The sequence below is a fragment of the Pokkaliibacter plantistimulans genome, assembly GCF_003194385.1.
GTDB lineage: Bacteria > Pseudomonadota > Gammaproteobacteria > Pseudomonadales > Balneatricaceae > Pokkaliibacter > Pokkaliibacter plantistimulans.
In genome coordinates, this window is the sequence record NZ_LAPT01000135.1 from 1 (window position 1) to 22,735 (window position 22,735).

Here is a 22,735-nt window from a genome sequence, read left to right on the forward strand (position 1 = left end):
TTTTACCTGATACAGATGTGCAGCGTGTGGCTGCCCTCTCTCAGGGAGAGAGGGACGTGTGTAGCGCCTGCGTGTCGGCTTAACAGGCTGTTGAAAATCTATCTGCGTTGCCGAATACCGCGTCAAAAACAGGCTCACAGCCAAAGGCTGAACGTGCTTTAGCACGGCCCCGAAGGGGCGAGCAAAGCGAGTCAAATGCTCATTTAGCTCACTAAACTCCGCTTTTTCGCCTGTTGCTTGTGCCCTCGGGGTATTTCCTTGTCTCGGCGGCCTCGCTAACGTTTTTCAACAGCCTGCTAATTGACCTGCAACTGCCTGTTGCTTTGCCGGGCCTGATCGGGCAGCTCTGCTGCACCGTTCAGGCTGGCGCCTCACCGCACTTCACGCTTTCCGGAATGCCCTGTTCCGTGCGGCCTGATCTTGGCACTGCTCCTGTACTCGCGCAGTGATTACTTAACTAAAAACGAGAGCAGGGGAGCGCAATGGGCAAGGTAAGTCGTCGTCAGTCACTGAAAATGCTGATGGGTGGATTGACGGCAGTGGGGCTGAGGAGCTCGGTTGGCTCGGCGTTGTTACCCGGCATGCGCCATGTTGTTCCCCACAATCTGCAAGATTGCCCTCTTGGGATAGGCGTGAGTCGTATCCATATATAGGCGGGTAATACAGCTGCGCTCGCGCAGGGTCAACTCACACTAGAACAGGATCAATTCGGATGATTTCCACTGAATGGCGTCGTATCGCAGTAGCAGATGGTGAAATGGATGTATTCGTGGCCAGATCGGGTAAGGACAATGCACCCAGCATCGTACTGATTCAGGAAATTTTTGGCGTCAATGATCATATCCAGTCTGTAGTGAAGGGGTATGCCGAACAGGGCTATAACGTCTACGCGCCTGACATTTTCTGGCGTTCTGCGCGCAAGGTCAGTCTGGGTTATGCCGGTGACGACATGCAAACGGCGCTGGGTCTGCTGAAAGCCACCGATGAAGAAAAGGTGCTCGCTGACATTCTGGTACTGCGAGATGTGATCGCGGCGGAGCAGAGCAATGGTAAATGTGCCGTGATGGGCTATTGCTTCGGTGGCCTGCTGACCTACATGGCAGCGGCGAGCGGCAAGTTTGACGCCGGTGTGTCTTACTACGGTGGCCGTATCGGCGACCGCGAAGCACTGGCCGACAGCATCACGGTGCCCATGATGTTCCACTTCGGTGAGAAAGACAGCCATATTCCGATGTCGACCATCGATATGCTGCAACGCAAGTTCGCTGGCCGCAGTGATGTGTCCATCTATGTTCACCCTGATGCTGACCATGGCTTTAACTGCAGCGTTCGCGCTTCCTACCATGAAGCCGCCGCGGCGCGTGCTGCTGAGCTGAGCAAGGATTTCCTGGCTAACGTACTGGCCTGATCCTGCCGGAGCTGCCGCCATGGCAGCTCCCAATGGTTACGAGCAGGAGGCGTCTGCGTTGGTAGAATGTCTCCGCGATGGGGGCGTGCTGGCCACACGGTGTTTAACAGACCTTCGGGTGCGTATCAGTCCCATGGACTGGTTGACCTTAACCAGCCCGTTAATCCGCTCCTTTCGTCCTGAATGGCGCTGACACGCGCGTACTCAGTCATCCTGATTTACCTGTCTCTTCCCTTGATTACTCACCGATTGTGACCACAAAGCTCTGATGAGCCAGAATTGTGAACCGGTTTTAAAAAAGAGTTCATATAGCGTCACATGTCGAGTGAATGGCGCTGCATGTTTGCGGACGTGAGCCCATTCCAGCGTGGTTGGCAGTAGCCGTCACGGCGCTACGACCAGAATCTGATCTTCTTCAGGAAACCCTATGACTCGTATCAATCGTCGTATTTTGCTGGCCTCCCGACCTCAGGGCGCGCCGGTAGCTGAAAACTTCCAGCTGGATCAGCAGCCAGTAGCCGCTCCCGCAGCGGGTCAGGTGCTGCTGCGTACACATTATCTGTCTCTTGATCCCTATATGCGTGGTCGCATGAGTGATGCCAAATCATACGCCGCGCCGGTACAACTGGGTGAGGTGATGGTGGGTGGTGCGGTGTCCAAAGTGGTGGAATCTCAGCATCCGGGCTTTGCAGCCGGTGACTGGGTACTGGGGTACACCGGCTGGCAGGACTATGCGCTGTCAGACGGTCAGGGCCTGACCAAACTGAACCCCGCTCTGGCGCCGGTCTCCTATGCGCTGGGGATTCTGGGTATGCCGGGCTTCACCGCCTACATGGGGCTGCTCGATATCGGTCAGCCCAAAGCCGGAGAAACCGTGGTGGTAGCCGCCGCGACCGGTGCAGTGGGCGCTATGGTAGGCCAGATCGCCAGGCTGCAGGGCTGTCGTGTGGTCGGTATTGCCGGCAGTGAAGAAAAATGCCGCTACGCGCGGGATGAACTGGGGTTCGATGCCTGCATCAATCACCATGCCGACGACTTGCCTCAGCAGCTGGCTGAAGCCTGCCCTGCGGGTATTGATGTGTATTTTGAAAATGTTGGCGGCAAGGTCTTTGATGCGGTGCTGCCGTTACTGAACAGCCGTGCACGGGTACCGCTGTGTGGCCTGATCGCCCAGTACAATGCGACCGCCCTGCCAGAAGGGCCTGATCGCTCACCGCTGCTGCTGCGGACATTGCTGACCAAGCGTATCCGTATGCAGGGCTTCATCATTTTTGATGACTATGGCCATCGCTATCCGGAGTTTGCCACACAGATGGGAGAGTGGCTGGCAGCAGGCAAGTTGAAGTATCGCGAACACCGGGTTGCGGGTCTGGAAAACGCCCCCGATGTCTTTATCGGTCTGCTGGAAGGGCGTAATTTCGGCAAGCTGGTGGTGGAAGTGGCACCGGAATAAACCATATCAGCGCTGATCTGCCTGCCGCCAGCCTGTCGGCACAGAGCAAAGCCTGCCGGTTGCTGGCATGGCAGAGGGTGAGCAGACCCTGATCCTGAACATCCTATGACACACGCACACAGGGAGAATTGCACTGTGAAAATACTGGTCGTTCTGACATCTCACGACAAACTCGGTGATACCGGCCATAAAACCGGCTTCTGGCTGGAAGAGCTGGCGGCACCTTATTACGTATTTCTTGATGCGGGCGCCGACGTTACCCTGGCCTCTCCGCTGGGTGGCCAGCCGCCGATGGATCCCAAAAGCGACGATACCAGCCTTGATACCGACGCGACACGCCGCTTCCGTCAGGATAAGGAGGCGCAGCAGGCGCTGGCCGCAACTCTGCCGCTGTCGAGTGTTCACCCGGGAGATTACGATGCCCTGTTCTATCCCGGCGGTCATGGCCCTCTGTGGGATCTGGCGGAGAGCAGTGTCTCCATCGGCCTGATCGAGAGTTTCTATCAGTCCGGCAAGCCGGTTGGGGCCGTCTGTCACGCACCCGGTGTGTTGCGCCATGCCAAAGCGGAAGATGGCCAGCCGCTGGTGAAAGGGAAGCGGGTAACCGGGTTCAGCAACAGTGAAGAGGCAGCGGTCAATCTGACCGAGGTCGTGCCCTTTCTGGTGGAGGATGAACTCAAGGCTAAAGGTGGGCTTTATACCAGGGGCGATGACTGGGGGGTACACATTGAGCGGGATGATCTGCTGATCACCGGGCAGAATCCTGCTTCTTCCGAAGCGACGGCTGCGGCGCTGATCGGGCGGCTACGGCACTGATGAGTAACGTGTTGCCTTAGTGAAAGGGCGGCGGCTTAACCGCGGCCGCCAGCACTCAGGAACGGTATTTTTCCAGCTTGTTGTACAGCGTCTTGATGCTGATCCCCAGCTGTTCTGCAGCTCGCGTCTTGTTGCCTTCACAGCGCTCCAGTGTTTGCAGAATGGCCTGACGCTCCATCTCCTCCAGCGGGGCATTGGCAGGGATAATCAGTGCATCTTCCTGCGGAGTCAGGACCGGGGCGAAGTCGCCATCGAGGCCAAGGTGTTCCTGAGTAATTTCATCCAGCGCCAGAATATGGGCTCGCTCCACCAGATGTTTCAGCTCACGCACGTTACCCGGCCAGAGGTGCTTTTCAATGGCCTCCATGGCACCGGCAGAGAAAAACTTCTGGGTTTTGTCGGCAGCGTTCCGATAGGCCAGGAAATGCCTGGCCAGTCCCAGAATATCTTCACCACGTTCACGCAGAGGCGGCAGTTCGATGGGGAACTGCGCCAGACGGAAGTAGAGATCCTCGCGCAGGCGGCCGTCGGCAATGGCCTGCTCCGGTGAGCGGTTGGTGGCGGCGACCACGCGAACGTCGGTGGTCAGCACATCTTCGCTGCCGAGCCGGCTGAACTGGCCGGTTTCCAGCACCCGCAGCAGTTTGGCCTGCAACTCGATCGGCATTTCCGTGACTTCATCAAGAAACAGGGTGCCCAGGTGTGCCTGTTCAAAAATGCCTTTGTAGGATTTGACCGCGCCGGTGAAGGCGCCTTTTTCATGGCCAAACAGTTCGCTTTCGATCAGCTCTGAGCTGAAGGCAGAGCTGTTGATGGCAATAAAGGGCTGATCAATACGGCGGCTCATCAGGTGCAGGGTATTGGCTACCAGCTCCTTACCACAGCCGCTTTCGCCGACAATCATCACGCTGGCGTCGGTATCGGCGACCTTGCGGATCATGCGGTAAACCTTGCGCATGCAGGGGGAGGAACCCAGCAGCAGGCCGAACTGGTCGAGATCGCTGCGGGTGGCTTCGGCGGCCACGTCTTCAGAGCGCCACTCGTTGTGAATATCGCTGAAAATGTCCTGCAGCAGCTTGTCTTCCAGCGGCAGGCGGAAGTGAAAGCTGGCACCCTGGCGCATGGCCTGATCAATCAGTGGATTGGGTGATCCCTCGCTGAGCAGCATGATTTCGCAGCTTGGGCGGTTTTCCATCAGGGTGACAAGGTGCTGATCCTGAACCCGATCAGCCTGCACCAGCATGGCTTCGGGCGGCCTGGCATGCAGACGCGGTAACCAGTCATTGCTGTCGAAGCGGACGGACTCTACCTGGAATGCGCTTAATGCGGGGATGTCGCGAACCGCAGATTCAATCTGCGTATCTGGTATTACCAGCCACACCACGGGCTTGTTCATGCACTATCTCCTGAACCATGCATAGGTAAAGCTCGACTGAGGCCAGTAGCTTGACCGACAGCAACTTGCGACTGCCAAAACGATCATAAAAACCGATCATAAAAACAGAGACCCGGCCAGAGCAGCCGGATCAGGTATCAGAGGATATACCCACGCTTCTCAGAGAGAGTCATCGGTTTTCTCCCGTGGTTAATACATAAATTCAGTCCAGTTGGATCACAACATTGCAATCAGTCATGTAGGGGCCGCTCAGGGTGATTGCAAGCGCAGGGTCTTAGTCCGTTGTGCCGTTATATCAACGCCTGGTTATTGCTTCTTGCTCTTCTTGTCTGCGCCGTTCTTCCCGGTACTCTTCTTCTCGACATCCTGTTCGCTGAGTGGTGTCAGCCAGCCGTCCAGCTCGCGAATGTCAGAGACCGACAGGGCACCCTGCAACTGTTTCAGCTTGACCTGATTGGCCACGTAGTCGTAGCGGGCATTGGCGTAATCACGGATGGACTGATACAGGTTTTGTTCGGCATCCAGCACATCCACTACGTTGCGGGTGCCGACCTCGTATCCGGCCTCGGTGGCTTTCAATGCGGTATCGCTGGCCTTGATGGTCAGGTCCTGAGCGGTAACGGTGGCGACATTGGTCTGCAGGTTACGCAGCAGGGTACGGGTCTGCTGGCGGATTTCGCGCAGTGCATCGTCGTAGTCGGCCTCGTACTGATTAGCAGTGGCGTACGCCTGACGCACTTTCGAGCTGACCGCACCACCGGAGTACAGTGGCACGCTGACCGACAGGCTGATCTTGTTGTAATCACCGTCAACGGTGGATTCGTTCTTGGTGTAACCGTGAGACAGGTTTAGACCCACCGTGGGGTAATGGCCTGATTCGCTGATGGTGACACCCATTTTGGCAGCACGATAGTTAGTGTCGGCATAGGCGATGTTGAGGTTGTTCCTGATGCTTTTGTCCACGCCATCATCCAGCGACAGGTAATCCGCATCGGTGATGGGGTAACTTTTTTTCAGATCATTGACCTGGGTGACCACGGTATTAGTCAGGCGTTCCAGAGCTTCCAGACTGGTGTCGACGGCGTTGGCTGCCTGAATACGGGCAACCTGTGCACGCTGGTAGGAGGCTTTGGCCTCTTCGACGTCAGTGACGGCCACCAGACCCACGTCATACTGCGCCTGCGCCTGTTCCAGACGGCGTTTGATGGCGGCTTCTTCGGCTTCGGTGGCGCTCAGCTGGCTTTTGCTGCGCAGCACTTCGATATAGGCAGTGATGACCCGGCTGATCAGATCCTGACGGGCAATTTCCAGTTTGATCGCCGCGGCCTGATCTTCAATCTTGCCCTGTTTCAAGGCATACCAGCTGGAGCGGTTGAACAGCGGCTGGGTCAGCGACAGCTCATAGTTTTTGAAGTCGAAGTCACCGGCACGGTCGTAATCAGCATTACCTATACCCGCGGTGCCGTTGATATTCGGCAGCAGGTCCGCCTTGCGCTGTGGAATGATTTCGGCCGAAGCCTGACGCTCGGCCTCGGCGGAGCGCAGCTGCGGATCTTGTTTCAGCGCCATCTCATAGACTTCAATCAGCGATTCGGCCTGAGCTGACAGGGTATGTAAAGACAGTCCGGCACACAGCAAGCTGATGGCGAGTGGTTTATGCATGCGCTTATTCCTTTCTTGGCGGCAGTTCGCTATGCCCCGCCAGTTACGGGGTGACAGCCGGTAAATATAGTTGAGGGCAGACAGGGTCGCCATCTACGGAGCGGGTGACACCAGGGGCGGATCCGGTATTCGGAATCAGCTGCCGGGGTTGGCTTCAGGTGCCAGCATAGCTTCCCAGCAGGCCTGTTTGATCAACAATAATTCCTCATTACTGAGGGTGCAGAAGCTTTCCTTGCGCAGGTGGTAGTTCCATTCAATGGGGCCAAGGCACAGGCTGACCAGAATGTCGGTGGGCAAGGGTTTGAACAGACCTTTTTCACGTCCGCCTTCAATATAGCGGGTCAGCGGCGCGAACAGGGCGCGAATACGTTCCATATCGCAGTGGGTGCGCTGTTGCGACACCAGATCGAGGGCTGCTTTGGTCAGATAACGCTCAGGATAGCGTTCGTTATAGTCGATCAGGTTGTCGATCATGGTGAACAGCTTCTGACGGTCATCTGCCGGGCCATCCAGATCCTGACAGATGGCCAGCGCCAGCTGACTCGCTGACTCAAAGTGAATAGCGGTGATCAGGTCGTGCTTATCCTTGAAGTATCTGTAGATGGTGCCAGTGGACACCCCGGCGGCCTGCACGATTTTGCTCATGCTGAGCCCATGCAGGCCATGTTCTTTCAGAAGCTTCTCGGTAACACGCAGGATATGAAGGCGTTTGTCGTTCATGAAACAGATTTAGCGTCAACAGTCGTTGGGCATTGTCCGGACTGACCACGGCTAAATCAAGCGCAGAAGGGCTGGCTGAGAGAATATCACTGTTGTGCGAGCCGCTCGCCTGGGCACACACATCGCGCAATAAACGGTGGGAGCAACCATGCCGGGCGCGGTTTCAAGCTACCCGGCATGGCGACTGACTCTGGGAGTCAGTGGGGCAAAGGATCAGGCAAAGACAAAGTACTTGCGTACGGTTTCGACCACTTCCCAGGTGCCCTTCATGCCGGGTTCGATCACGAACACGTCGCCTGCTTTCAGATGAACCGGCTGCTCACCTTCGGGAGTGATGATGCAGTAGCCATCAAGGAAGTGGCAGTATTCCCATTTCTCGTAGTTCACTTCAAATTTACCGGGGGTGCAGATCCAGGTGCCCATGATCTTGCTGCCATCCTTGGACAGGTAGGCGTTGAGGTTGACGGTGTGCGGATCGCCGCCGATACGCTTCCACTTGGTCGCATCCACAACGGGAGTAGGGCAGGTTTCGCGCAGCACGGTGATGAAATCAGACATGTCAGCTCCATTCGCTCAGATTAAGAAACAGCCGTCATTCTAGGGGCGGGAGTGATGACAGAGTTTGTCTCCAGCCGACACTGACTGGGGTAAATGCGCCCGCTGGCAGTTGGTACTGATATTGAAAGCTAATTAAGCGGCAGCTTGTGAAGTGTTTATGTTATGTAATAACATAAATTAAAACGTTTTGATGGAACCCTCTCATGAATCGCTTGCCTGTTACTGTCCTCTCCGGTTTTCTGGGTGCCGGAAAGACCACACTGCTGAATGCCATCCTCAATAACCGCGCTGGCCTCCGGGTGGCTGTCATCGTCAATGACATGAGTGAAGTGAATATCGATGCGGCAGATGTGGCGCGTGAGGTCGAGCTGAAGCGAGGCGAAGAGCGGCTGGTGCAGATGAGCAATGGTTGCATCTGCTGCACATTACGTGAGGATCTGCTGGTGGAGATCCGCCAGCTGGCGGCCAGCGGTCAGTTTGATTACCTGCTGATTGAGTCCACCGGTATTGCCGAGCCGTTACCGGTGGCGGAAACCTTTACCTTCAGTGATGAGCAGGGCCAGTCGCTGTCGGATGTGGCGCGGCTGGATACGCTGGTGACGGTGGTCGATGGCGTGCATTTCCTGCGCGACTACGAAGAGGCACTGTCATTGCAGGACAAGGGGGAAAGCCTGGGTGAGGAAGATCTGCGCAGTGTATCGCAGCTGCTGATTGATCAGATCGAATTCTGCAACGTGCTGGTGATCAGCAAAGCCGACCTGATTTCTGAGACCGAAGCGCAGGAGCTGGCTGCCGTGCTGCGCTCGCTTAACCTGGATGCGGAGATTCTGTTCAGCCGCAATGGTCAGGTGCCTTTGCAGCAACTGCTGAATACCGGCAGGTTCAGCTTTGATAAGGCCGTGCAGGCGCCGGGGTGGCTGCAGACACTGCGCGGTGAAATTCATGCTGAAACCGACGAGTACGGTATCGACAGCTTTGTCTATCGGGCGCGTCGTCCCTTCCATCCTGAACGCCTGCTGACCCTGATTGAAGACGGTCTGACTGCCGGGCAGGGGCGGCTACTGCGTTCCAAGGGATACTTCTGGCTGGCTTCTCGCCCAGACGAGGCGCTGCACTGGTCGCAGGCCGGTGGCTTGTTGCAGTACGAACATGCAGGTAAATGGTGGGCCTCGGTGGCGCAGGAGCACTGGCCAGACGCCGATGATGCCCGACAGGCCATCCTGCAACACTGGCAGGACGACACCGGCGACCGTCGTCAGGAGCTGGTGTTTATCGGTCAGGGTCTGCAGCAGGCGCAGTTTTGTCAGCGTCTCGACGGGTGTCTGGTAAGTGAGCAGGAATGGCGCAACAGGGAAGCATTCCAGCACTGGAATGATCCGTTTCAGCATGGGCTGGTGGAGCTGGAAGAGCAGTATTAACAGTCAGAGTGTGTTCGTGCTCTCAGATCGGGAGCACGTTCTCAGGCCAGACGCTGGTTGCCACCCTGCAATTCAATCTGCATCGGTGACACCTCAAGAAAGTCAGGCTGACTGCTCAGCACGGTCTGCCAGCGCTCCGGTATGTTCAGGCCGCAGCCAGCCAGAATCATGCGGATCAGCGAGCCTTTGATATGCTCAATATCTTTGCGCCGGTAACGGCGCTGATCGGTCAGGGTCAGAATCTGGGTGGCGTAGTCGGCATAATGCTGGGTAGATGACCAGATCAGAAAGATCAGGTGGGCAGGGTCAACCGCAGCAATACGGCCGTGATCAATCCACTGCTGGATGGTGGCGACACGCTGCTCAAACCAGGGCCGGGTCACTTCGCGAATGTGTCGGCGCAGGTGTGGCGCCCCTTGAATGACTTCCATAGCAAACATCTTTGAACTCAGCGGATGCTGATAGCCCATCTCCACCTTCACCTCGATCCAGCGGCTCAGCACCTCGGCCGGATCATCGCTGGGCGTGAAGTCATCCAGCGCACTGTTCCACAGACTCTGCATCCGGCTCAGTAGCTCAAGGTAGAGACTGTCCTTGGTCTTGAAGTAGTAGTGCAGATTAGCCTTGGGAATACCGGCCAGATCTGCAATCTGCTGCATACTGGCGCCCTTGAAACCCTGACTGGCGAACACCTTTTCACCCGCTGCCAGAATCTTCTGTACGTTGTCCTCACGAATCTGTCCGGGTTTGTACTTCATAGTTCGGTACTCATGGCTCATTTGATACTAATGAATAGCTCGATACATATGGGCAAAACATCGCTCAGACTGAGCTGCCGGGTGCATTATGCCCCCGGCGTAGAAGGTGAAACCCCTGCAATAACGGCAATTAGTGCACCGGGCGCCAGGGTTTACCGATGGCAGCCGGAGCCTGCAGGGCAGGGTTGTCGCGGCTGCGTGACAGCACCACCAGCACCAGAATAGTGGCGACATAAGGCATCATCGCCAGCAGGCTGGGGGAGATATCAAAGCCCAGCCCCTGGAAGACCAGATGGAGAATGCTGGCCAGGCCGAACAGATAGGCGCCCAGCATCAGGCGGCCCAGCTGCCAGCCAGCAAACACCACCAGCGCCAGGGCAATCCAGCCACGTCCGGCGGTCATGCCTTCGTTCCACATCGGAGTGTATGCCAGCGACAGATAGCCACCCGCCAGTCCGGCCATGGCGCCACCGAACATCACCGCCAGATAGCGCACCATCATCACCCGGTGGCCGAGAGCATGCAGCGAATCCGGGGATTCACCGGCTGCGCGGATAATCAGGCCGGGGCGGCTGTTTTTCAGCATCCAGGCCAGTGCCGGGACCAGAATGAAACTGAGGTAGACCATGCCATCCTGAGCGAACAGCGCCTTACCGATCAGGGGAATATCAGACAGGTAGGGAATGACGATGGCGTGCAGGCCATCGACAGGCTTGCCGACGAAGGGCTGGCCGATAAAGGCACTCAGGCCGCCGCCAAAAATGGCCAGGGCCAGACCCGTGGCATATTGGTTAGTGCTCAGGGTGAGAGCGAGAAAGCCAAACAGCAGAGACATCAGCACACCGGCCAGTGCCGCCACCACAAAGCCGGTGACGATGCTGCCGGTAGTGAGGGCGGCGATAAAGCCCAGCACCGCGCCCATCAGCATCATGCCTTCCTGACCGAGGTTGAGTACCCCGGCCCGTTCGCAGATCAGTTCGCCAATCGCCACCAGCAGCAGCGGCGTGCCGGTACGGACGGCGGCGAACAGGATGTTCGTGATCAGATCCATATCCATTTTCAGTTACCTCCGGTAGCGCCGCGTGTCAGCAGGCGATACCTGTAGAAATCCAGGTCGGGCTGCGCTGTATCACGCCGGATGAACACGGGGAATCCAGCGCAGGCGATAGCCGATAAACAGGTCGCAGGCCAGCAGGAAGAACAGCAGCATGCCCTGGAACAGTTCGGTCAGCGACACGGGCAAGCCCAGCTTGATCTGGCTGGTTTCGCCACCGAGATAGGTGAGGCCAAGCAGAATACTGGCCAGCACGGCCCCGACCGGCTGCTGACGACCAAGGAACACCACGATGATCGCCGCATAGCCATAACCGGAAGAAATGTAGGGAGTCAGCTGGCCGATAGGGCCGTCCACTTCACCGGCACCCGCCAGCCCCGCCAGACCACCGCAGGCCAGCAGGACAATCCAGGTCAGCTGCTTGCTGCCGAAACCGGCAAAGGTGGCCGCAGAGGCATCACGACCCAGCACGGTAATCTTGAAGCCGAGATGGGTGTAACGCAGCAGCAGGACGACGGCAATGACGGCAACGGCCGCAATCAGAATCCCGCCATGCAGACGTGTTCCTTCAAGGATGACTGGCAGCAGGTGGTTATCGTTGAACATCGCAGACTCAGGGAAGTTGAAACCCTGCGGATCTTTCAGAGGACCATGCACGCCGTATTGCAGCAGGTTGTAGGCCACGTAGTTGAGCATGATGGTGGTGAGGATTTCGTTGCAGGCGAAATGGGTCTTCAGCCAGGCTGCAATACCTGCCCAGATCATGCCGCCGAGCATACCTGCCAGCATGATAACCACGGCATACCAGGGGGTATCGATATCCAGCCCGGCCAGTGCCGCCATCCCGGCGCAGAGGGCGCCGGCAATAAACTGGCCTTCGGCACCGATGTTCCAGACGTTGGCGCGGTAGCACAGCACCAGCCCTACGGCGCAGAGCAGAATGGGGGTGACCTTGACGCCCAGTTCACCGACGCTGTAGATGTCTTTGACACCGCCGAGGAAAAACTCATACAGACTTTCCAGCGGTTTGTGGCCGAGTACAGCAAACAGCAGGGCGCCAGCGGCCAGCGTCAGCGCAATGGCCAGCAGGGGCGAGCACCAGGCCATCAGGCGCGAGTCTTGAGGTTGGCGTTCAAGCCTGAGCATGGCGATTCTCCTGCGGCAGATCGCTGTGAGCCGCGGTGGCGGCAGCTATGGCTGAGCTTTCAGCAGCGGGTGGGGTGTCGGAAAAGTCGCCGCCCATCCAGCGGCCCACTTCTTCGACAGAGGTATCCTGACGGGCCTTGATGGGGGCCAGCTGGCCGTGACAGAGCGCCGTCATGCGATCACTGATTTCAAACAGCTCGTCCAGATCTTCCGACAGGATAATGACGGCACAGCCCTGATCACGCAGTGTCAGCAGGGCTTCACGAATGGCGACCGCGGAGCCGATGTCTACCCCCCAGGTCGGGTGTGAAGCCACCAGCACAGCGGGTTGTTGCAGCACTTCACGGCCGATGATGAACTTCTGCAGGTTACCGCCCGACAGCGAACGTGCCTGAGCATCAATGCCCGCGGTTTTGACCTTGAACAGCTTGCACAGCTGGCTGGTCCAGTCGCGCAGGGCACCGTGCTGGATGACACCTTTCTTCACCAGCCCCTGATCGGCGGCGGTCAGCAGGGCGTTTTCCACCAGCGTCATGTCGGGCACGGCACCACGGCCGAGACGGTCTTCAGGCACGACTGCCATTCCCAGTTTGCGACGTTGTGCCGGGTTCAGACGGCCAATGCCTCTGGCACCGATACGTACATCATCGCTCTGGCTCAGCTGCTCGCCACTCAAGGCACGCAGCATGCAGGCCTGACCATTACCTGCCACGCCAGCGATGCCGAGAATCTCGCCTTTGTAGGCGGTAAAGCTGACATCCCTGACGCCTACTTCATGGCTGGAAAAGCCGGGGAGGGTCAGGTGATGGACTGAGATTGCCGCTTCGCCCTGTACACCCGGACGGGTCGTGGCATGGGTGGCGGTGCCGGAGCCGACCATACGCGCGGCCATGGTATCGATGTCGGTTTCGCGTGGGTCCAGCTCATCCACCACACAACCACCGCGCAGAATAGTGGCGCGCTGACAGAGGTCTTTCACCTCCTGCAGCTTGTGGCTGATAAACAGGATGGAGCAGCCATCGGCCGCCAGTTTGCGCAGACTGGCGAACAGCCCTTCGCATTCCTGGGGCGTGAGCACCGAGGTGGGTTCATCAAGGATCAGCAGTTGTGGCTCGTTGAGCAGCGCGCGGATCAGCTCGACCCGCTGCCGCTCGCCGGTCGACAGGGTGCTGACCGGGCGATGGGGGTCAAGGTGCATACCATAACGTTTGCCCATGTCGTCCAGCTGGCGCAGCACGCGCAGGCGGTCACGTGCCTCATGGGCAGGCAGGCTCAGCAGAATGTTTTCCAGCACGCTCAAAGTGTCAAACAGCGAGAAGTGCTGAAACACCATACCGATACCCAGTTGACGGGCATGAGCAGGGCCCTTGATATTGACCGGCATCCCTCGCCACAGCAGTTCCCCTTCATCTGGCTGAACAACGCCGTAGATGATTTTCATCAGGGTGCTTTTGCCTGCTCCGTTTTCACCGAGCAGTGCATGTATTTCGCCCATATCGATACAAAGGTTGACCCTGTCGTTGGCGCGGCAGCCGGGGTATTCCTTTGTGATATGACGAACCTCGAGAAGTGGTGTCATGGTCACGGCCTTTGAGTTCTGTCTGTCACTCTTGCTGAAAGTGCTAGCAGCGACATTTCGCTGTAATTCCTGTCTGCAGTATCAACATTTTCAGGGTGCCTGCGCATGTTGATACGGGGGCGCTGAATAATTCGTATGGGCTGTCGGCAATTAAAGAAGTAGTAATCTTCAATGTCCGGGCTATATTCAGAGCCGATAAATAATTGACTAATTGATCAGAATTGTTTTTGTATTTGCAGGTTCTATGCCATTTGCAGAAGTTATTTAACCAGGCGGACTAAAATTGAATTGGCATAGGCTTTGCCTTTGATAAAGCAGAAAACTAACCATGTGGTTAATTATTTGCCTGGCTGAATCCGGCCCCAAATAGACAAATATACCTTAAGCGCTTGTCATACCAAGCGTCACCGTGAGAGAGGACGGCTACCATGCTTGATTTTGTGCTGAATGGACAGGCCATGCAGGTTCCCTTTCCTGAGCCAAATCAGAGCATTTTGAATTGGTTGCGCACTGATTTAGGGCTGATGGGAAGCAAGGAAGGATGTGCAACAGGCGACTGTGGCGCCTGCACCGTGGTGATAGGTGACATCCAGAAGGATGGGCAGGTCCGTTATCAGGCCGTCAATGGTTGCATCACGCTGGCCAATACCCTGCAAGGGCGTCATCTGCTGACGGTGGAAGGAGTTGGCAGCAAAGACACGCTGCATCCCTGTCAGCAGGTGATGGTCGATCACCACGGCACTCAATGCGGCTACTGCACACCGGGCTTTGTCATGTCGCTGTTTGCCGGCCATTGCAATGGGCTGGATGCGCAAGCCATGAGCGCAGCGCTGGGCGGTAACCTCTGCCGTTGCACCGGTTATACCACTATTCGCGATGCGGCCACCGAGCTGGCCGCTAAACCCTGTGTCATGCCTTTTGACCCCGCCGAGGTACAGGGGGCGTTGCAGCAGGTCAAGGCTGACAGCGCTGCGAACGCCAGTGCTTCTCCCGCTTTTGTTATCCCCCGAACGATTGAACAGGCCGTGACAGCGATCAACAGGTATCCCGATTACAAGCTGGTCGCCGGAGGCACCGATCTGCTGGTGGAAATGAATGTATTCCATCGCCGTTATCCCGGCTTTATCTGGCTGGGTGGCATCGAAGGCATGCAGCAGATCGAGGAAAACGCTGAGGTTGTGCGCTTCGGGGCAGGCGTCACCTTCAACCAGCTGATGCAGTGGTCTGCCAGCCAGTCCGCCCCCCTGCATGCCTTGCTGGATCGGGTTGCTGCCAATCAGGTGCGCAATCAGGGCACGCTGGGAGGCAATATTGTCAACGCCTCGCCGGTGGGTGATATGCCGCCGGTGCTGCTGGCGCTGGATGCCAGTATCGAGCTGACCAGCGCCGAAGGCGTGCGGCAAATGCCCTTGTCGGACTTCTTTCTTGGCTATCGCCAGACTGCATTGCAGCAAGGTGAGCTGCTGACGGCCGTTATTGTTCCCAGAGCAGCGCTGGCCAGACCCCTGTTCATCCACAAGATCAGCAAACGCTGGGAGGATGATATTGCGTCCACACTGCTGGTGCTTTCTGCCAAGGTGGCAGATGCAGGGCGCCTCACCGATATCCATATCGGTCTGGGGGGAATGGCAGCGATTCCTTGCCGGGCGACACACACCGAACAGTGGCTGCAACAGGCCGATGTACTGGCCATCAGCAGCGATGAATTGCTGACGGAACTGGGACGTGATGTGCAGCCCATGAGCGATGCCCGCGCGTCGGCGCAATACCGTGCTGGGGTGACGGCGACGTTACTGAAGCGAGGGCTGAAGCAGCTCTGCAGCGAGGTACAGAAAGGAGGGCTGAGCCATGCGTAAGCTGATTGAACCGGGGATGTACCCCAGCGCGGGCAGCAGTCCGGTAGGTAAGGCCGTTACCCATGACAGTGCGGCGATGCAGGTCAGTGGACAGGCTCAGTATGTCGATGACATTCCCACCGTACCCGGCACCCTGCATCTGGTGCTGGGGCTGGCGGAGCAGGCTGATGCCGAGATTGTCAGTGTGGATCTGACGGCGGTGCGGCAAAGTCCTGGCGTGGTCGACGTGATCACCCTGAATGATGTCCCCGGGCACAAGGACATCGGTCCGGTATTTCCCGGAGATCCGTTGTTTGCTGATGGTCGCACCCTGTATGTCGGTCAGGCACTGTTTGCCGTCGCGGCGACGTCTGAAGCGGCGGCTCGCCGTGCGCTGGCCAGCGCACGGGTGGAATATCGTGCCGGTAACCCGGTACTTGACCCGGTGCAGGCCTGGCAGCAGGGTCTACTGGTGCGCCCTTCTCATGTGATGCAGCGGGGGGATGCCAGCGCCGCACTGGAGCAGGCCGAGGTGGTGGTGCAGGGGCAGCTGGATATTGGTGGGCAGGAGCATTTCTATCTGGAGACGCAGGCGACACTGGCGATTCCGCAGGAAGACGGCAGTCTGCATCTGTACTCCTCTACTCAGCACCCCTCAGAAGTGCAGAAGCTGGTGGCGGAAGTGGTGGGCTTACCCCTGAATCAGGTGGCTGTAGAAGTACGGCGTCTGGGGGGTGGCTTTGGGGGCAAGGAAACCCAGGCAGCGGCGCCGGCCTGTATGGCGGCCCTGGTGGCGGTGCGTACCGGCAGACCCGTGAAGATCAGGCTCAATCGCCGTGATGACATGCGTCTGACAGGCAAACGCCATCCCTTTGTCGGGCAGTTCCGCCTCGGCGCCGATCAGAGCGGACGCATCAGCGCGCTGGAGATGGAGCTGATCGGCAACTGCGGTTGTTCACCGGATCTGTCTGATGCCATCGTTGATCGCGCCATGTTCCATGCCGACAATTGCTACTACCTCGCCCATGCCCGGGTCAGTGGCCATCGTGCCTTTACCCATACCGCATCCAATACCGCCTATCGGGGCTTTGGTGGCCCGCAGGGGATGCTTGCCATTGAAGCCGCGGTGGATGATCTGGCCCGTCGGCTGCAGCTCGACCCCTACATCGTACGCATGAACAACCTCTATGACACCGATCAGCGCAACCGCACCCATTATGGTCAGGAGCTGGAGCAGTTCCCGGTGGCGGAAATGATGGCCAAGCTGGCAGAAGACTGTCAGTACCATCAGCGCTATCAGGCCGCCCGGGCCTTCAATGCGGATGTCGGCAACGGGCCATTGCGCCGCGGTATTGCCCTTACGCCGGTCAAGTTCGGCATCTCCTTCACCGCCCAGCACCTCAATCAGGCCGGTGCCCTGGTGCACATCTATACCGATGGCAGCATACAGGTGAATCACGGTGGGATTGAAATGGGGCAGGGGCTGTACATCAAGATGGCGCAAGTGGCAGCAGATGCCTTTGATCTGCCACTGGAGTGCATCCGGGTTACCGCCACCCGCACGGATAAAGTCCCCAATACCTCGCCAACGGCGGCCTCTTCCGGTGCAGATATGAACGGTATGGCCGTGCATGATGCCTGTACCACGCTGCTCGGGCGCCTGCGTGCCTTTGCCGCCAGCGAGTTTGGTGTGGACGCCAGTGCCATCAGCTTTGAAAGTGGGCAGGTCATCGTGGGCCAGCAGCGATTCGGCTTTGCCGAGTTCGTGCAGAAGGCCTATTTCGCCCGGATTTCCCTGTCTGCCACCGGCTACTATCGCACGCCTCTGATTCACTATGACCGTGCGCGGGCAGAAGGCCGGCCGTTCTTCTACTTCGCACATGGGGTGTCCTGCAGTGAGGTCGAGGTCGATATCGAAACCGGCGAGTACCGTCTGTGTCAGGTGGACATCCTGCACGATGTAGGGCGCTCGCTGAATCCTGCCATTGACCTCGGTCAGATCGAAGGGGGCTTTGTGCAGGGGCTGGGCTGGTTGACCACCGAAGAACTGGTGTGGGATGAACAGGCACGGCTGCGTACTGACATGCCTGCCACCTACAAGATTCCTACCATTGGCGACATTCCCGTGGCCTTTACCACGCGCCTGCTGGAGCGCGCCGATAATCCGGCCAATACCATTCACCGCTCCAAGGCCGTCGGTGAGCCTCCGTTTATGCTGGCAATTTCGGCATGGTGTGCATTGCGTGATGCGCTGGCTGATCTGGCTCCGGGCAATGCTATACCGCTGTCGGCACCGGCAACGCCGGAAGCCGTCTGGAAGGCGGCACGTACCCTGCAGGCAATGGCTGTGCAGGCGCAGGGAGCGGCAAAATGAGCCGGCAAAGGGGCAATGAGCCCCCAGTGACCTGGCTGGATGCCCTGACCTGGTGCCGCGAGCACGGGGAGGACGCGGTGATGATCACCGTGTTGGGTGCACAGGGCTCCACCCCCCGTGAAGCTGGCGCCAAGATGGTGGTCACCCCTGATGTCTGCTTTGACACCATTGGCGGTGGCAATCTGGAACAGCAGGCAGTGATCAAGGCCCGGCAGATGCTGGAAGACGGGCAGCGTATCCCGCTGGTGGAGCGTTTTAATCTGGCCGCCAATCTCGGCATGTGCTGCGGTGGTGTGGCGATGCTGATGCTGGAGCCGTTGATGCTCGGTAGTCGTCAGCTGGTGATCTTCGGAGCCGGGCACGTGGGGCAGGCACTGGTGACGATTCTGTCAGCATTGCCTTATCGGATTCATTGGGTCGATAGCCGAGAAGGGCAGTTCCCTGATGACATTCCTGCCAATGTCACCACCTATTGCGACGATGACCCCGTTGGGCTCAGTCAGCGCCTTCCGGACAAGGCCCGGTATCTGATCATGACCCATAATCATCAACTGGATCTCGATCTCTGCATGGCATTGCTGAAACGTCCCCGTCCGGTGGGGTTCGTGGGACTGATCGGCTCGGCAGAGAAGTGGCGACGCTTTCAGCAGCGCATGGAGCAGCGGGGGTTCGCGCCGCAGCAGATTGATAGCATCTGCTGCCCGGTTGGGTTGCCGGATATTGGCGGTAAGCGACCGATGGAAGTCGCGGTGTCCATTGCTGCTCAGCAGTTACAGCTGGACAAGGCCGAAGCAGGGCAAAGTATCGCAGTGACGCCATTGAACTGGCAGGCAGCGCGCAGCATAGGCACCTTATCAGGTGGCTAACATCCTCAGATATCAGCAGCGCACCTGAGCTGACAGAGGATGTCTGGTTCAGAGGCAGAGGACGGGCAGCGGTGATCCCGCGCTATCCATTCTGACCACCTGCCAGCGCAGAAGAATTGCCCAGGGCTTACACCGGTGCAGCCCAAGTGCATGAAAGCCAGGGGCAGGCATCAGGACACGACGTGCTGCGGCTATTGCCGGGGCCATTTCCTCAGTTAATCAACATCAATAGCACCAAGGGCGTGAATACGCTCATACAGACTCAACAGTACTCACTGATGACCGTCGCCCCTGAGTACGGTGTCAGTTGGGCGGATGCAGTGCGATTGTGTCGCCGAAGCAGTACTCACCTCAAATTGATTGATATTGGAGTACCTATGTTTACCAACTATCTCAATACCTACTCACCTGATGATCTGCGACGACACTTGCGTAACAGTTGCAGCGCTGAACGCTGGGTAGAGCTGGTGGCTGACGGGGCACCGTTCAGCAGTGAACAATTTTTTGTGGCCACGGTACGCAATGCCTTTGCCGCGCTCAGCAGTGATGACTGGCTGGAGGCCTTTGCTGGTCATCCGATGATCGGCGACGTTAACTCTCTGCGGGAAAAGTATGCCGATACCCGTGGTCTGGCAGCCAGTGAGCAGTCTGCTGTCGCGGCTGCACAGGAGGAAGTATTGCAGCAGCTGGCTGCGGGTAATCAGGCTTATCTCGACAAACATGGTTTTATTTTTATCGTCTTTGCCACCGGCAAATCGGCCGAGGAAATGCTGGCGTTGCTCAATGACCGTTTGCCCAACAGCACCGAAGAGGAAATCGTCAATGCTGCCCGTGAGCAGCGCAAGATTACCGCCCTGCGCCTGAGCAAATGGTTACGCACGGCATGGCTGGCGGAGGAACTGGCATGATTTCGCTGAGTACACATGCACTGGATACCCTGAGTGGCAGGCCCATGCAGGGTTTACAGGTGGTATTGGAGCGGCTTGATGAAGAAAGCTGGTGGGAGATGAGTGCTACCGCGACCAATGAGGATGGCCGTATCCGGGAGTGGCCGGAGCTGGAGGTGTCGGGTCTGACGCCGGGGCGCTATCGCCTGACGTTCGACCTGCAGGCGTGGTGTCAGCAGCATGATCGCCCGGTGTTTTTCCCAGAAGCGACGCTGACCTTCGAGCTGGACGGATCCTTGCCTCACTATCACATTCCCTTGTTGTTTGCCGGATACGGATACTCGACTTACAGAGGAAGCTGACCGATGTGGCTGGATGTATGGATGCAAGACTGGGTTCAGCTGTTGGTGCGCTGGATGCACATGATCTTTGGTATAGCCTGGATCGGTGCATCCTTCTATTTCGTCTGGCTCGACAACCATCTGGTGGCACCGGGCAAGGACAAGGAAGGTAAGGGGCTGGCGGGGGAGTTGTGGGCCATCCACGGCGGTGGTTTCTACGAGGTGGCCAAATACAAGCTGGCGCCCCCGCGTATGCCTGATCATCTGCACTGGTTCAAGTGGGAGGCCTATTCTACCTGGCTGTCCGGGATGGCAATGCTGGCGCTGGTTTATTACCTCGGTGCGCAGGCCTATCTGATTGATCCACGGGTCGCATCGCTGTCGGTGACGGACGCCGTGGCGCTCGGCCTGACCAGCCTCATCGTGGGGTTCATCTGCTATGAGGGACTATTGCGCTCACCGCTGCGACGCAATGGGGCATGGTTTGGCGTGGTGCTCTTCGCATTGCTGACGTTGTTTGCCTGGGGGCTGTTTCAGGTCTTCAGCCCGCGTGGTGCGTACATCCATGTGGGGGCACTGATTGGCACCATCATGGCGGGCAACGTATTTCTTGGCATCATGCCTGCGCAACGTGCGCTGGTGAAGGCGGTCGAGCAGGGGACGGCACCTGATCCTCGTTATGGCGCCATGGCCAAGCTGCGTTCTACTCACAACAATTACCTGACCTTGCCGATCCTGTTCATCATGATCAGCAACCACTATCCCTTCACCTATAACCACGCGCAGGGCTGGCTGGTGCTGGCGGCACTGGGCGCCATCAGCGCTTTTGCCCGGCACTTTTTCAATCTGCGTCACAAGGGGATTGTGCGGCCATGGATTCTGGTGGTTTCTTTCATCGCACTGGCCGCCGTGGCCTATTGGGTCAGTGGGCGACCAGCCACTGTGGCCACGCCCGTTGCGGTATCAGCAGCGTCCGCATCAATTACTGATAAGGCCAGTGCTGATAAAAGTGCGGCGGTCGCTGAGCAAGCGGTGGAGCCGGTTCAGAATAGTGCGGGGGGGGCTTTGACTGATGATCAGGCCATGGCGCTGGTGCAGGCTCGCTGTGAGTCGTGCCATGCCACGCAGCCAACCGATCCGCTGTTTGCAGCGCCTCCGGCAGGGATTGTGTTTCTCCAGCTGGCAGATATCGTTAGCCGCAAAGCCCAGATCACGACGGCGGTGTCGACGCAATATATGCCATTGGCCAATCGGACCGGAATGACCGCAGAGGAGCGTCAGGCGTTGCTTGTCTGGCTGGCAGGTAAATAGCTGACCAGTGAGCGGGCAGGTCATCCGAAGTAGTCAGTGAATCCGGCTTTAACAACAGACTGATAATAATGACCACCACTCAGGCGCTGCTGCTTTGCACAGCGCCTGAGTCGTTTATGTAGCATCAGTTCTCGGGAACAGGGTATGAGTGAAGAGGAGGGAACAGATGTAACGTCTGACTAGGTGAGAAAAATTAATATTCAGACTATAAGGGCAATTGAAAATTACTATCGTTAGCGATCTTATTGGCCAGGGTTCCAGATCGGTGCAGACAGGCCGGCCCCACTCGGTGACCACATCTGTACCGCTGCCACGGCAGCGTCAGGGCTCATGGCGTCCAGCATTTTCTGGGTATAGGGTACACAGCGGCCGCAGCATTGGCCCAGGCCATGGTGCATTCCAAGTGCTTCCACGGACTGGATGCCCTGCTCATAGGCTTCTTTGATCATGGCATCAGACACACGCTTGCAGACACATACCAGCATAACTGTACCCTTGATAAAAATAATGAGAACGATTTCTATTTGATCATCAAGGCTTTACAGAGATCAAATGAGGATTTTTAAAGTTGCTGGGCTATACTGTTGCCCCGGTGAGCAGGTAAGGCTTGCAATGAAAAACCAGAGGTAACCGTGATGAAAGGCGATCCCAAGATGATCGAGCACCTGAACAAGGTGCTGGGTAATGAGCTGATAGCAATCAACCAGTATTTTCTTCATGCCAAGATGTACAAAAACTGGGGCGTGAAAAAACTGGCAGACCACGAGTATCACGAGTCCATTGATGAGATGAAGCATGCTGATCGCCTGACTGATCGCATCCTGTTTCTCGAAGGCATTCCCAACCTGCAGGATCTTGGCAAGCTGCTGATCGGTGAAAACGTCAAGGAAATGCTGGAGTGTGACCTGAGGCTGGAGCTGATTGCCCACCAGGACCTGCGTGAAGGCATTGCCTATGCGGAAGGTATTCGCGATTACGTCAGCCGCGATCTGCTGCAGGACATCCTCGACAGTGAGGAAGAGCACATTGACTGGCTGGAGACCGAACTGGGCCTGATCGATCAGATGGGCATGCAGAATTACATCCAGAGCAAAGTCATCGAAAGTTGACTGACTTTGCTGAAGCAGAGCGCTCGCAGCTCTGCTTCGCTCCC

Annotated in this window: 21 protein-coding genes; 12 read left to right on the forward strand and 9 right to left on the reverse strand. The window is 57.5% G+C overall.

Features of this window, described 5'->3' with window-relative positions; all coding sequences use genetic code 11:
- Positions 1-482: 482 nt before the first annotated feature.
- The 4 genes from WH50_RS26460 to WH50_RS23515 all read left to right on the forward strand — a co-directional run bounded on the left by WH50_RS26460 (position 483) and on the right by WH50_RS23515 (position 3,677).
- The gene (locus tag WH50_RS26460) at positions 483-653 is read left to right on the forward strand and encodes a hypothetical protein (RefSeq protein ID WP_165838540.1); all 171 of its coding nucleotides are present in this window, start codon (positions 483-485) and stop codon (positions 651-653) included.
- A gap of 59 nt (positions 654-712) precedes the next feature.
- Positions 713-1,408, forward strand: coding sequence for a dienelactone hydrolase family protein (locus WH50_RS23505; protein WP_110189631.1), 696 nt, complete (start codon positions 713-715; stop codon positions 1,406-1,408).
- Between the two features lie 427 nt (positions 1,409-1,835).
- The gene (locus WH50_RS23510; RefSeq protein ID WP_110189633.1) at positions 1,836-2,861 is read left to right on the forward strand and encodes an NADP-dependent oxidoreductase; all 1,026 of its coding nucleotides are present in this window, start codon (positions 1,836-1,838) and stop codon (positions 2,859-2,861) included.
- Positions 2,862-2,996: 135 nt separating this feature from the next.
- A complete protein-coding gene (locus WH50_RS23515; RefSeq protein ID WP_110189635.1) occupies positions 2,997-3,677 on the forward strand; it encodes a type 1 glutamine amidotransferase domain-containing protein in 681 nt (226 codons plus the stop codon).
- Positions 3,678-3,732: 55 nt separating this feature from the next.
- Here WH50_RS23515 and WH50_RS23520 read toward each other — a convergent pair whose 3' ends face one another.
- The 4 genes from WH50_RS23520 to WH50_RS23535 all read right to left on the reverse strand — a co-directional run bounded on the left by WH50_RS23520 (position 3,733) and on the right by WH50_RS23535 (position 8,013).
- A complete protein-coding gene (locus tag WH50_RS23520; RefSeq protein ID WP_110189637.1) occupies positions 3,733-5,073 on the reverse strand; it encodes a sigma-54 interaction domain-containing protein in 1,341 nt (446 codons plus the stop codon).
- Between the two features lie 306 nt (positions 5,074-5,379).
- The gene (locus tag WH50_RS23525) at positions 5,380-6,735 is read right to left on the reverse strand and encodes a TolC family outer membrane protein (protein ID WP_165838541.1); all 1,356 of its coding nucleotides are present in this window, start codon (positions 6,733-6,735) and stop codon (positions 5,380-5,382) included.
- Between the two features lie 135 nt (positions 6,736-6,870).
- Positions 6,871-7,455 (reverse strand): TetR/AcrR family transcriptional regulator, encoded by a 585-nt coding sequence (locus WH50_RS23530; RefSeq protein WP_110189641.1) that lies wholly within the window; start codon positions 7,453-7,455, stop codon positions 6,871-6,873.
- A 213-nt stretch (positions 7,456-7,668) separates the two neighbouring features.
- Positions 7,669-8,013 (reverse strand): cupin domain-containing protein, encoded by a 345-nt coding sequence (locus WH50_RS23535; protein ID WP_008954152.1) that lies wholly within the window; start codon positions 8,011-8,013, stop codon positions 7,669-7,671.
- Positions 8,014-8,216: 203 nt separating this feature from the next.
- Here WH50_RS23535 and zigA point away from each other — a divergent pair, with 203 nt between their 5' ends.
- Positions 8,217-9,431: a zinc metallochaperone GTPase ZigA gene (zigA, locus tag WH50_RS23540; protein WP_110189643.1), complete on the forward strand. Its 1,215-nt coding sequence runs from the start codon at positions 8,217-8,219 to the stop codon at positions 9,429-9,431.
- 41 nt (positions 9,432-9,472) lie between these two features.
- Here zigA and WH50_RS23545 read toward each other — a convergent pair whose 3' ends face one another.
- The 4 genes from WH50_RS23545 to WH50_RS23560 all read right to left on the reverse strand — a co-directional run bounded on the left by WH50_RS23545 (position 9,473) and on the right by WH50_RS23560 (position 13,968).
- Complete coding sequence (locus WH50_RS23545; protein ID WP_243410250.1) at positions 9,473-10,189, reverse strand: TetR/AcrR family transcriptional regulator; 717 nt, start codon at positions 10,187-10,189, stop codon at positions 9,473-9,475.
- Between the two features lie 130 nt (positions 10,190-10,319).
- Positions 10,320-11,246 (reverse strand): ABC transporter permease, encoded by a 927-nt coding sequence (locus WH50_RS23550; RefSeq protein ID WP_104152348.1) that lies wholly within the window; start codon positions 11,244-11,246, stop codon positions 10,320-10,322.
- Positions 11,247-11,318: 72 nt separating this feature from the next.
- Positions 11,319-12,389 (reverse strand): ABC transporter permease, encoded by a 1,071-nt coding sequence (locus WH50_RS23555; protein WP_110189647.1) that lies wholly within the window; start codon positions 12,387-12,389, stop codon positions 11,319-11,321.
- Positions 12,376-13,968, reverse strand: coding sequence for an ABC transporter ATP-binding protein (locus WH50_RS23560; protein WP_110189649.1), 1,593 nt, complete (start codon positions 13,966-13,968; stop codon positions 12,376-12,378). Before WH50_RS23560 ends, WH50_RS23555 begins: the two co-directional genes overlap by 14 nt.
- Positions 13,969-14,396: 428 nt before the next feature.
- Here WH50_RS23560 and xdhA point away from each other — a divergent pair, with 428 nt between their 5' ends.
- The 6 genes from xdhA to WH50_RS23590 all read left to right on the forward strand — a co-directional run bounded on the left by xdhA (position 14,397) and on the right by WH50_RS23590 (position 21,582).
- Positions 14,397-15,824: a xanthine dehydrogenase small subunit gene (gene xdhA / locus WH50_RS23565; protein WP_110189651.1), complete on the forward strand. Its 1,428-nt coding sequence runs from the start codon at positions 14,397-14,399 to the stop codon at positions 15,822-15,824.
- A complete protein-coding gene (gene xdhB / locus WH50_RS23570) occupies positions 15,817-18,177 on the forward strand; it encodes a xanthine dehydrogenase molybdopterin binding subunit (protein ID WP_110189653.1) in 2,361 nt (786 codons plus the stop codon). The genes xdhA and xdhB overlap by 8 nt, the downstream gene beginning before the upstream one ends.
- On the forward strand, positions 18,174-19,043 hold the full coding sequence (xdhC, locus tag WH50_RS23575; RefSeq protein WP_110189655.1) for a xanthine dehydrogenase accessory protein XdhC: 870 nt from the start codon (positions 18,174-18,176) through the stop codon (positions 19,041-19,043). Before xdhB ends, xdhC begins: the two co-directional genes overlap by 4 nt.
- Before the next feature lie 377 nt (positions 19,044-19,420).
- Positions 19,421-19,951 carry a 2-oxo-4-hydroxy-4-carboxy-5-ureidoimidazoline decarboxylase gene (gene uraD / locus WH50_RS23580; protein ID WP_110189667.1) on the forward strand — a complete coding sequence of 177 codons (531 nt, stop codon included), beginning with the start codon at positions 19,421-19,423 and terminating at the stop codon, positions 19,949-19,951.
- Positions 19,948-20,292, forward strand: coding sequence for a hydroxyisourate hydrolase (gene uraH, locus WH50_RS23585; protein WP_165838542.1), 345 nt, complete (start codon positions 19,948-19,950; stop codon positions 20,290-20,292). The genes uraD and uraH overlap by 4 nt, the downstream gene beginning before the upstream one ends.
- Before the next feature lie 21 nt (positions 20,293-20,313).
- The gene (locus WH50_RS23590) at positions 20,314-21,582 is read left to right on the forward strand and encodes a urate hydroxylase PuuD (protein WP_243410251.1); all 1,269 of its coding nucleotides are present in this window, start codon (positions 20,314-20,316) and stop codon (positions 21,580-21,582) included.
- Between the two features lie 242 nt (positions 21,583-21,824).
- On the opposite strand, the gene WH50_RS23595 is transcribed toward WH50_RS23590, so the two are convergent.
- Positions 21,825-22,067: a (2Fe-2S)-binding protein gene (locus WH50_RS23595; protein WP_104152340.1), complete on the reverse strand. Its 243-nt coding sequence runs from the start codon at positions 22,065-22,067 to the stop codon at positions 21,825-21,827.
- Positions 22,068-22,217: 150 nt separating this feature from the next.
- Here WH50_RS23595 and bfr point away from each other — a divergent pair, with 150 nt between their 5' ends.
- Entirely contained in the window at positions 22,218-22,691 is a 474-nt protein-coding gene (gene bfr, locus WH50_RS23600) for a bacterioferritin (protein ID WP_104152339.1), read from the forward strand.
- Positions 22,692-22,735 lie beyond the last annotated feature (44 nt).

Coding starts and splice junctions, on each gene's coding strand:
- WH50_RS26460 (WP_165838540.1), top strand. CDS start 483: ATGGGCAAGGTAAGTCGTCGTCAGTCACTGAAAATGCTGATGGGTGGA.
- WH50_RS23505 (WP_110189631.1), top strand. CDS start 713: ATGATTTCCACTGAATGGCGTCGTATCGCAGTAGCAGATGGTGAAATG.
- WH50_RS23510 (WP_110189633.1), top strand. CDS start 1,836: ATGACTCGTATCAATCGTCGTATTTTGCTGGCCTCCCGACCTCAGGGC.
- WH50_RS23520 (WP_110189637.1), bottom strand. CDS start 5,073: ATGAACAAGCCCGTGGTGTGGCTGGTAATACCAGATACGCAGATTGAA.
- WH50_RS23525 (WP_165838541.1), bottom strand. CDS start 6,735: ATGCATAAACCACTCGCCATCAGCTTGCTGTGTGCCGGACTGTCTTTA.
- WH50_RS23530 (WP_110189641.1), bottom strand. CDS start 7,455: ATGAACGACAAACGCCTTCATATCCTGCGTGTTACCGAGAAGCTTCTG.
- WH50_RS23535 (WP_008954152.1), bottom strand. CDS start 8,013: ATGTCTGATTTCATCACCGTGCTGCGCGAAACCTGCCCTACTCCCGTT.
- zigA (WP_110189643.1), top strand. CDS start 8,217: ATGAATCGCTTGCCTGTTACTGTCCTCTCCGGTTTTCTGGGTGCCGGA.
- WH50_RS23545 (WP_243410250.1), bottom strand. CDS start 10,189: ATGAAGTACAAACCCGGACAGATTCGTGAGGACAACGTACAGAAGATT.
- WH50_RS23550 (WP_104152348.1), bottom strand. CDS start 11,246: ATGGATATGGATCTGATCACGAACATCCTGTTCGCCGCCGTCCGTACC.
- WH50_RS23555 (WP_110189647.1), bottom strand. CDS start 12,389: ATGCTCAGGCTTGAACGCCAACCTCAAGACTCGCGCCTGATGGCCTGG.
- WH50_RS23560 (WP_110189649.1), bottom strand. CDS start 13,968: ATGACACCACTTCTCGAGGTTCGTCATATCACAAAGGAATACCCCGGC.
- xdhA (WP_110189651.1), top strand. CDS start 14,397: ATGCTTGATTTTGTGCTGAATGGACAGGCCATGCAGGTTCCCTTTCCT.
- xdhB (WP_110189653.1), top strand. CDS start 15,817: ATGCGTAAGCTGATTGAACCGGGGATGTACCCCAGCGCGGGCAGCAGT.
- xdhC (WP_110189655.1), top strand. CDS start 18,174: ATGAGCCGGCAAAGGGGCAATGAGCCCCCAGTGACCTGGCTGGATGCC.
- uraD (WP_110189667.1), top strand. CDS start 19,421: ATGTTTACCAACTATCTCAATACCTACTCACCTGATGATCTGCGACGA.
- uraH (WP_165838542.1), top strand. CDS start 19,948: ATGATTTCGCTGAGTACACATGCACTGGATACCCTGAGTGGCAGGCCC.
- WH50_RS23590 (WP_243410251.1), top strand. CDS start 20,314: ATGCAAGACTGGGTTCAGCTGTTGGTGCGCTGGATGCACATGATCTTT.
- WH50_RS23595 (WP_104152340.1), bottom strand. CDS start 22,067: ATGCTGGTATGTGTCTGCAAGCGTGTGTCTGATGCCATGATCAAAGAA.
- bfr (WP_104152339.1), top strand. CDS start 22,218: ATGAAAGGCGATCCCAAGATGATCGAGCACCTGAACAAGGTGCTGGGT.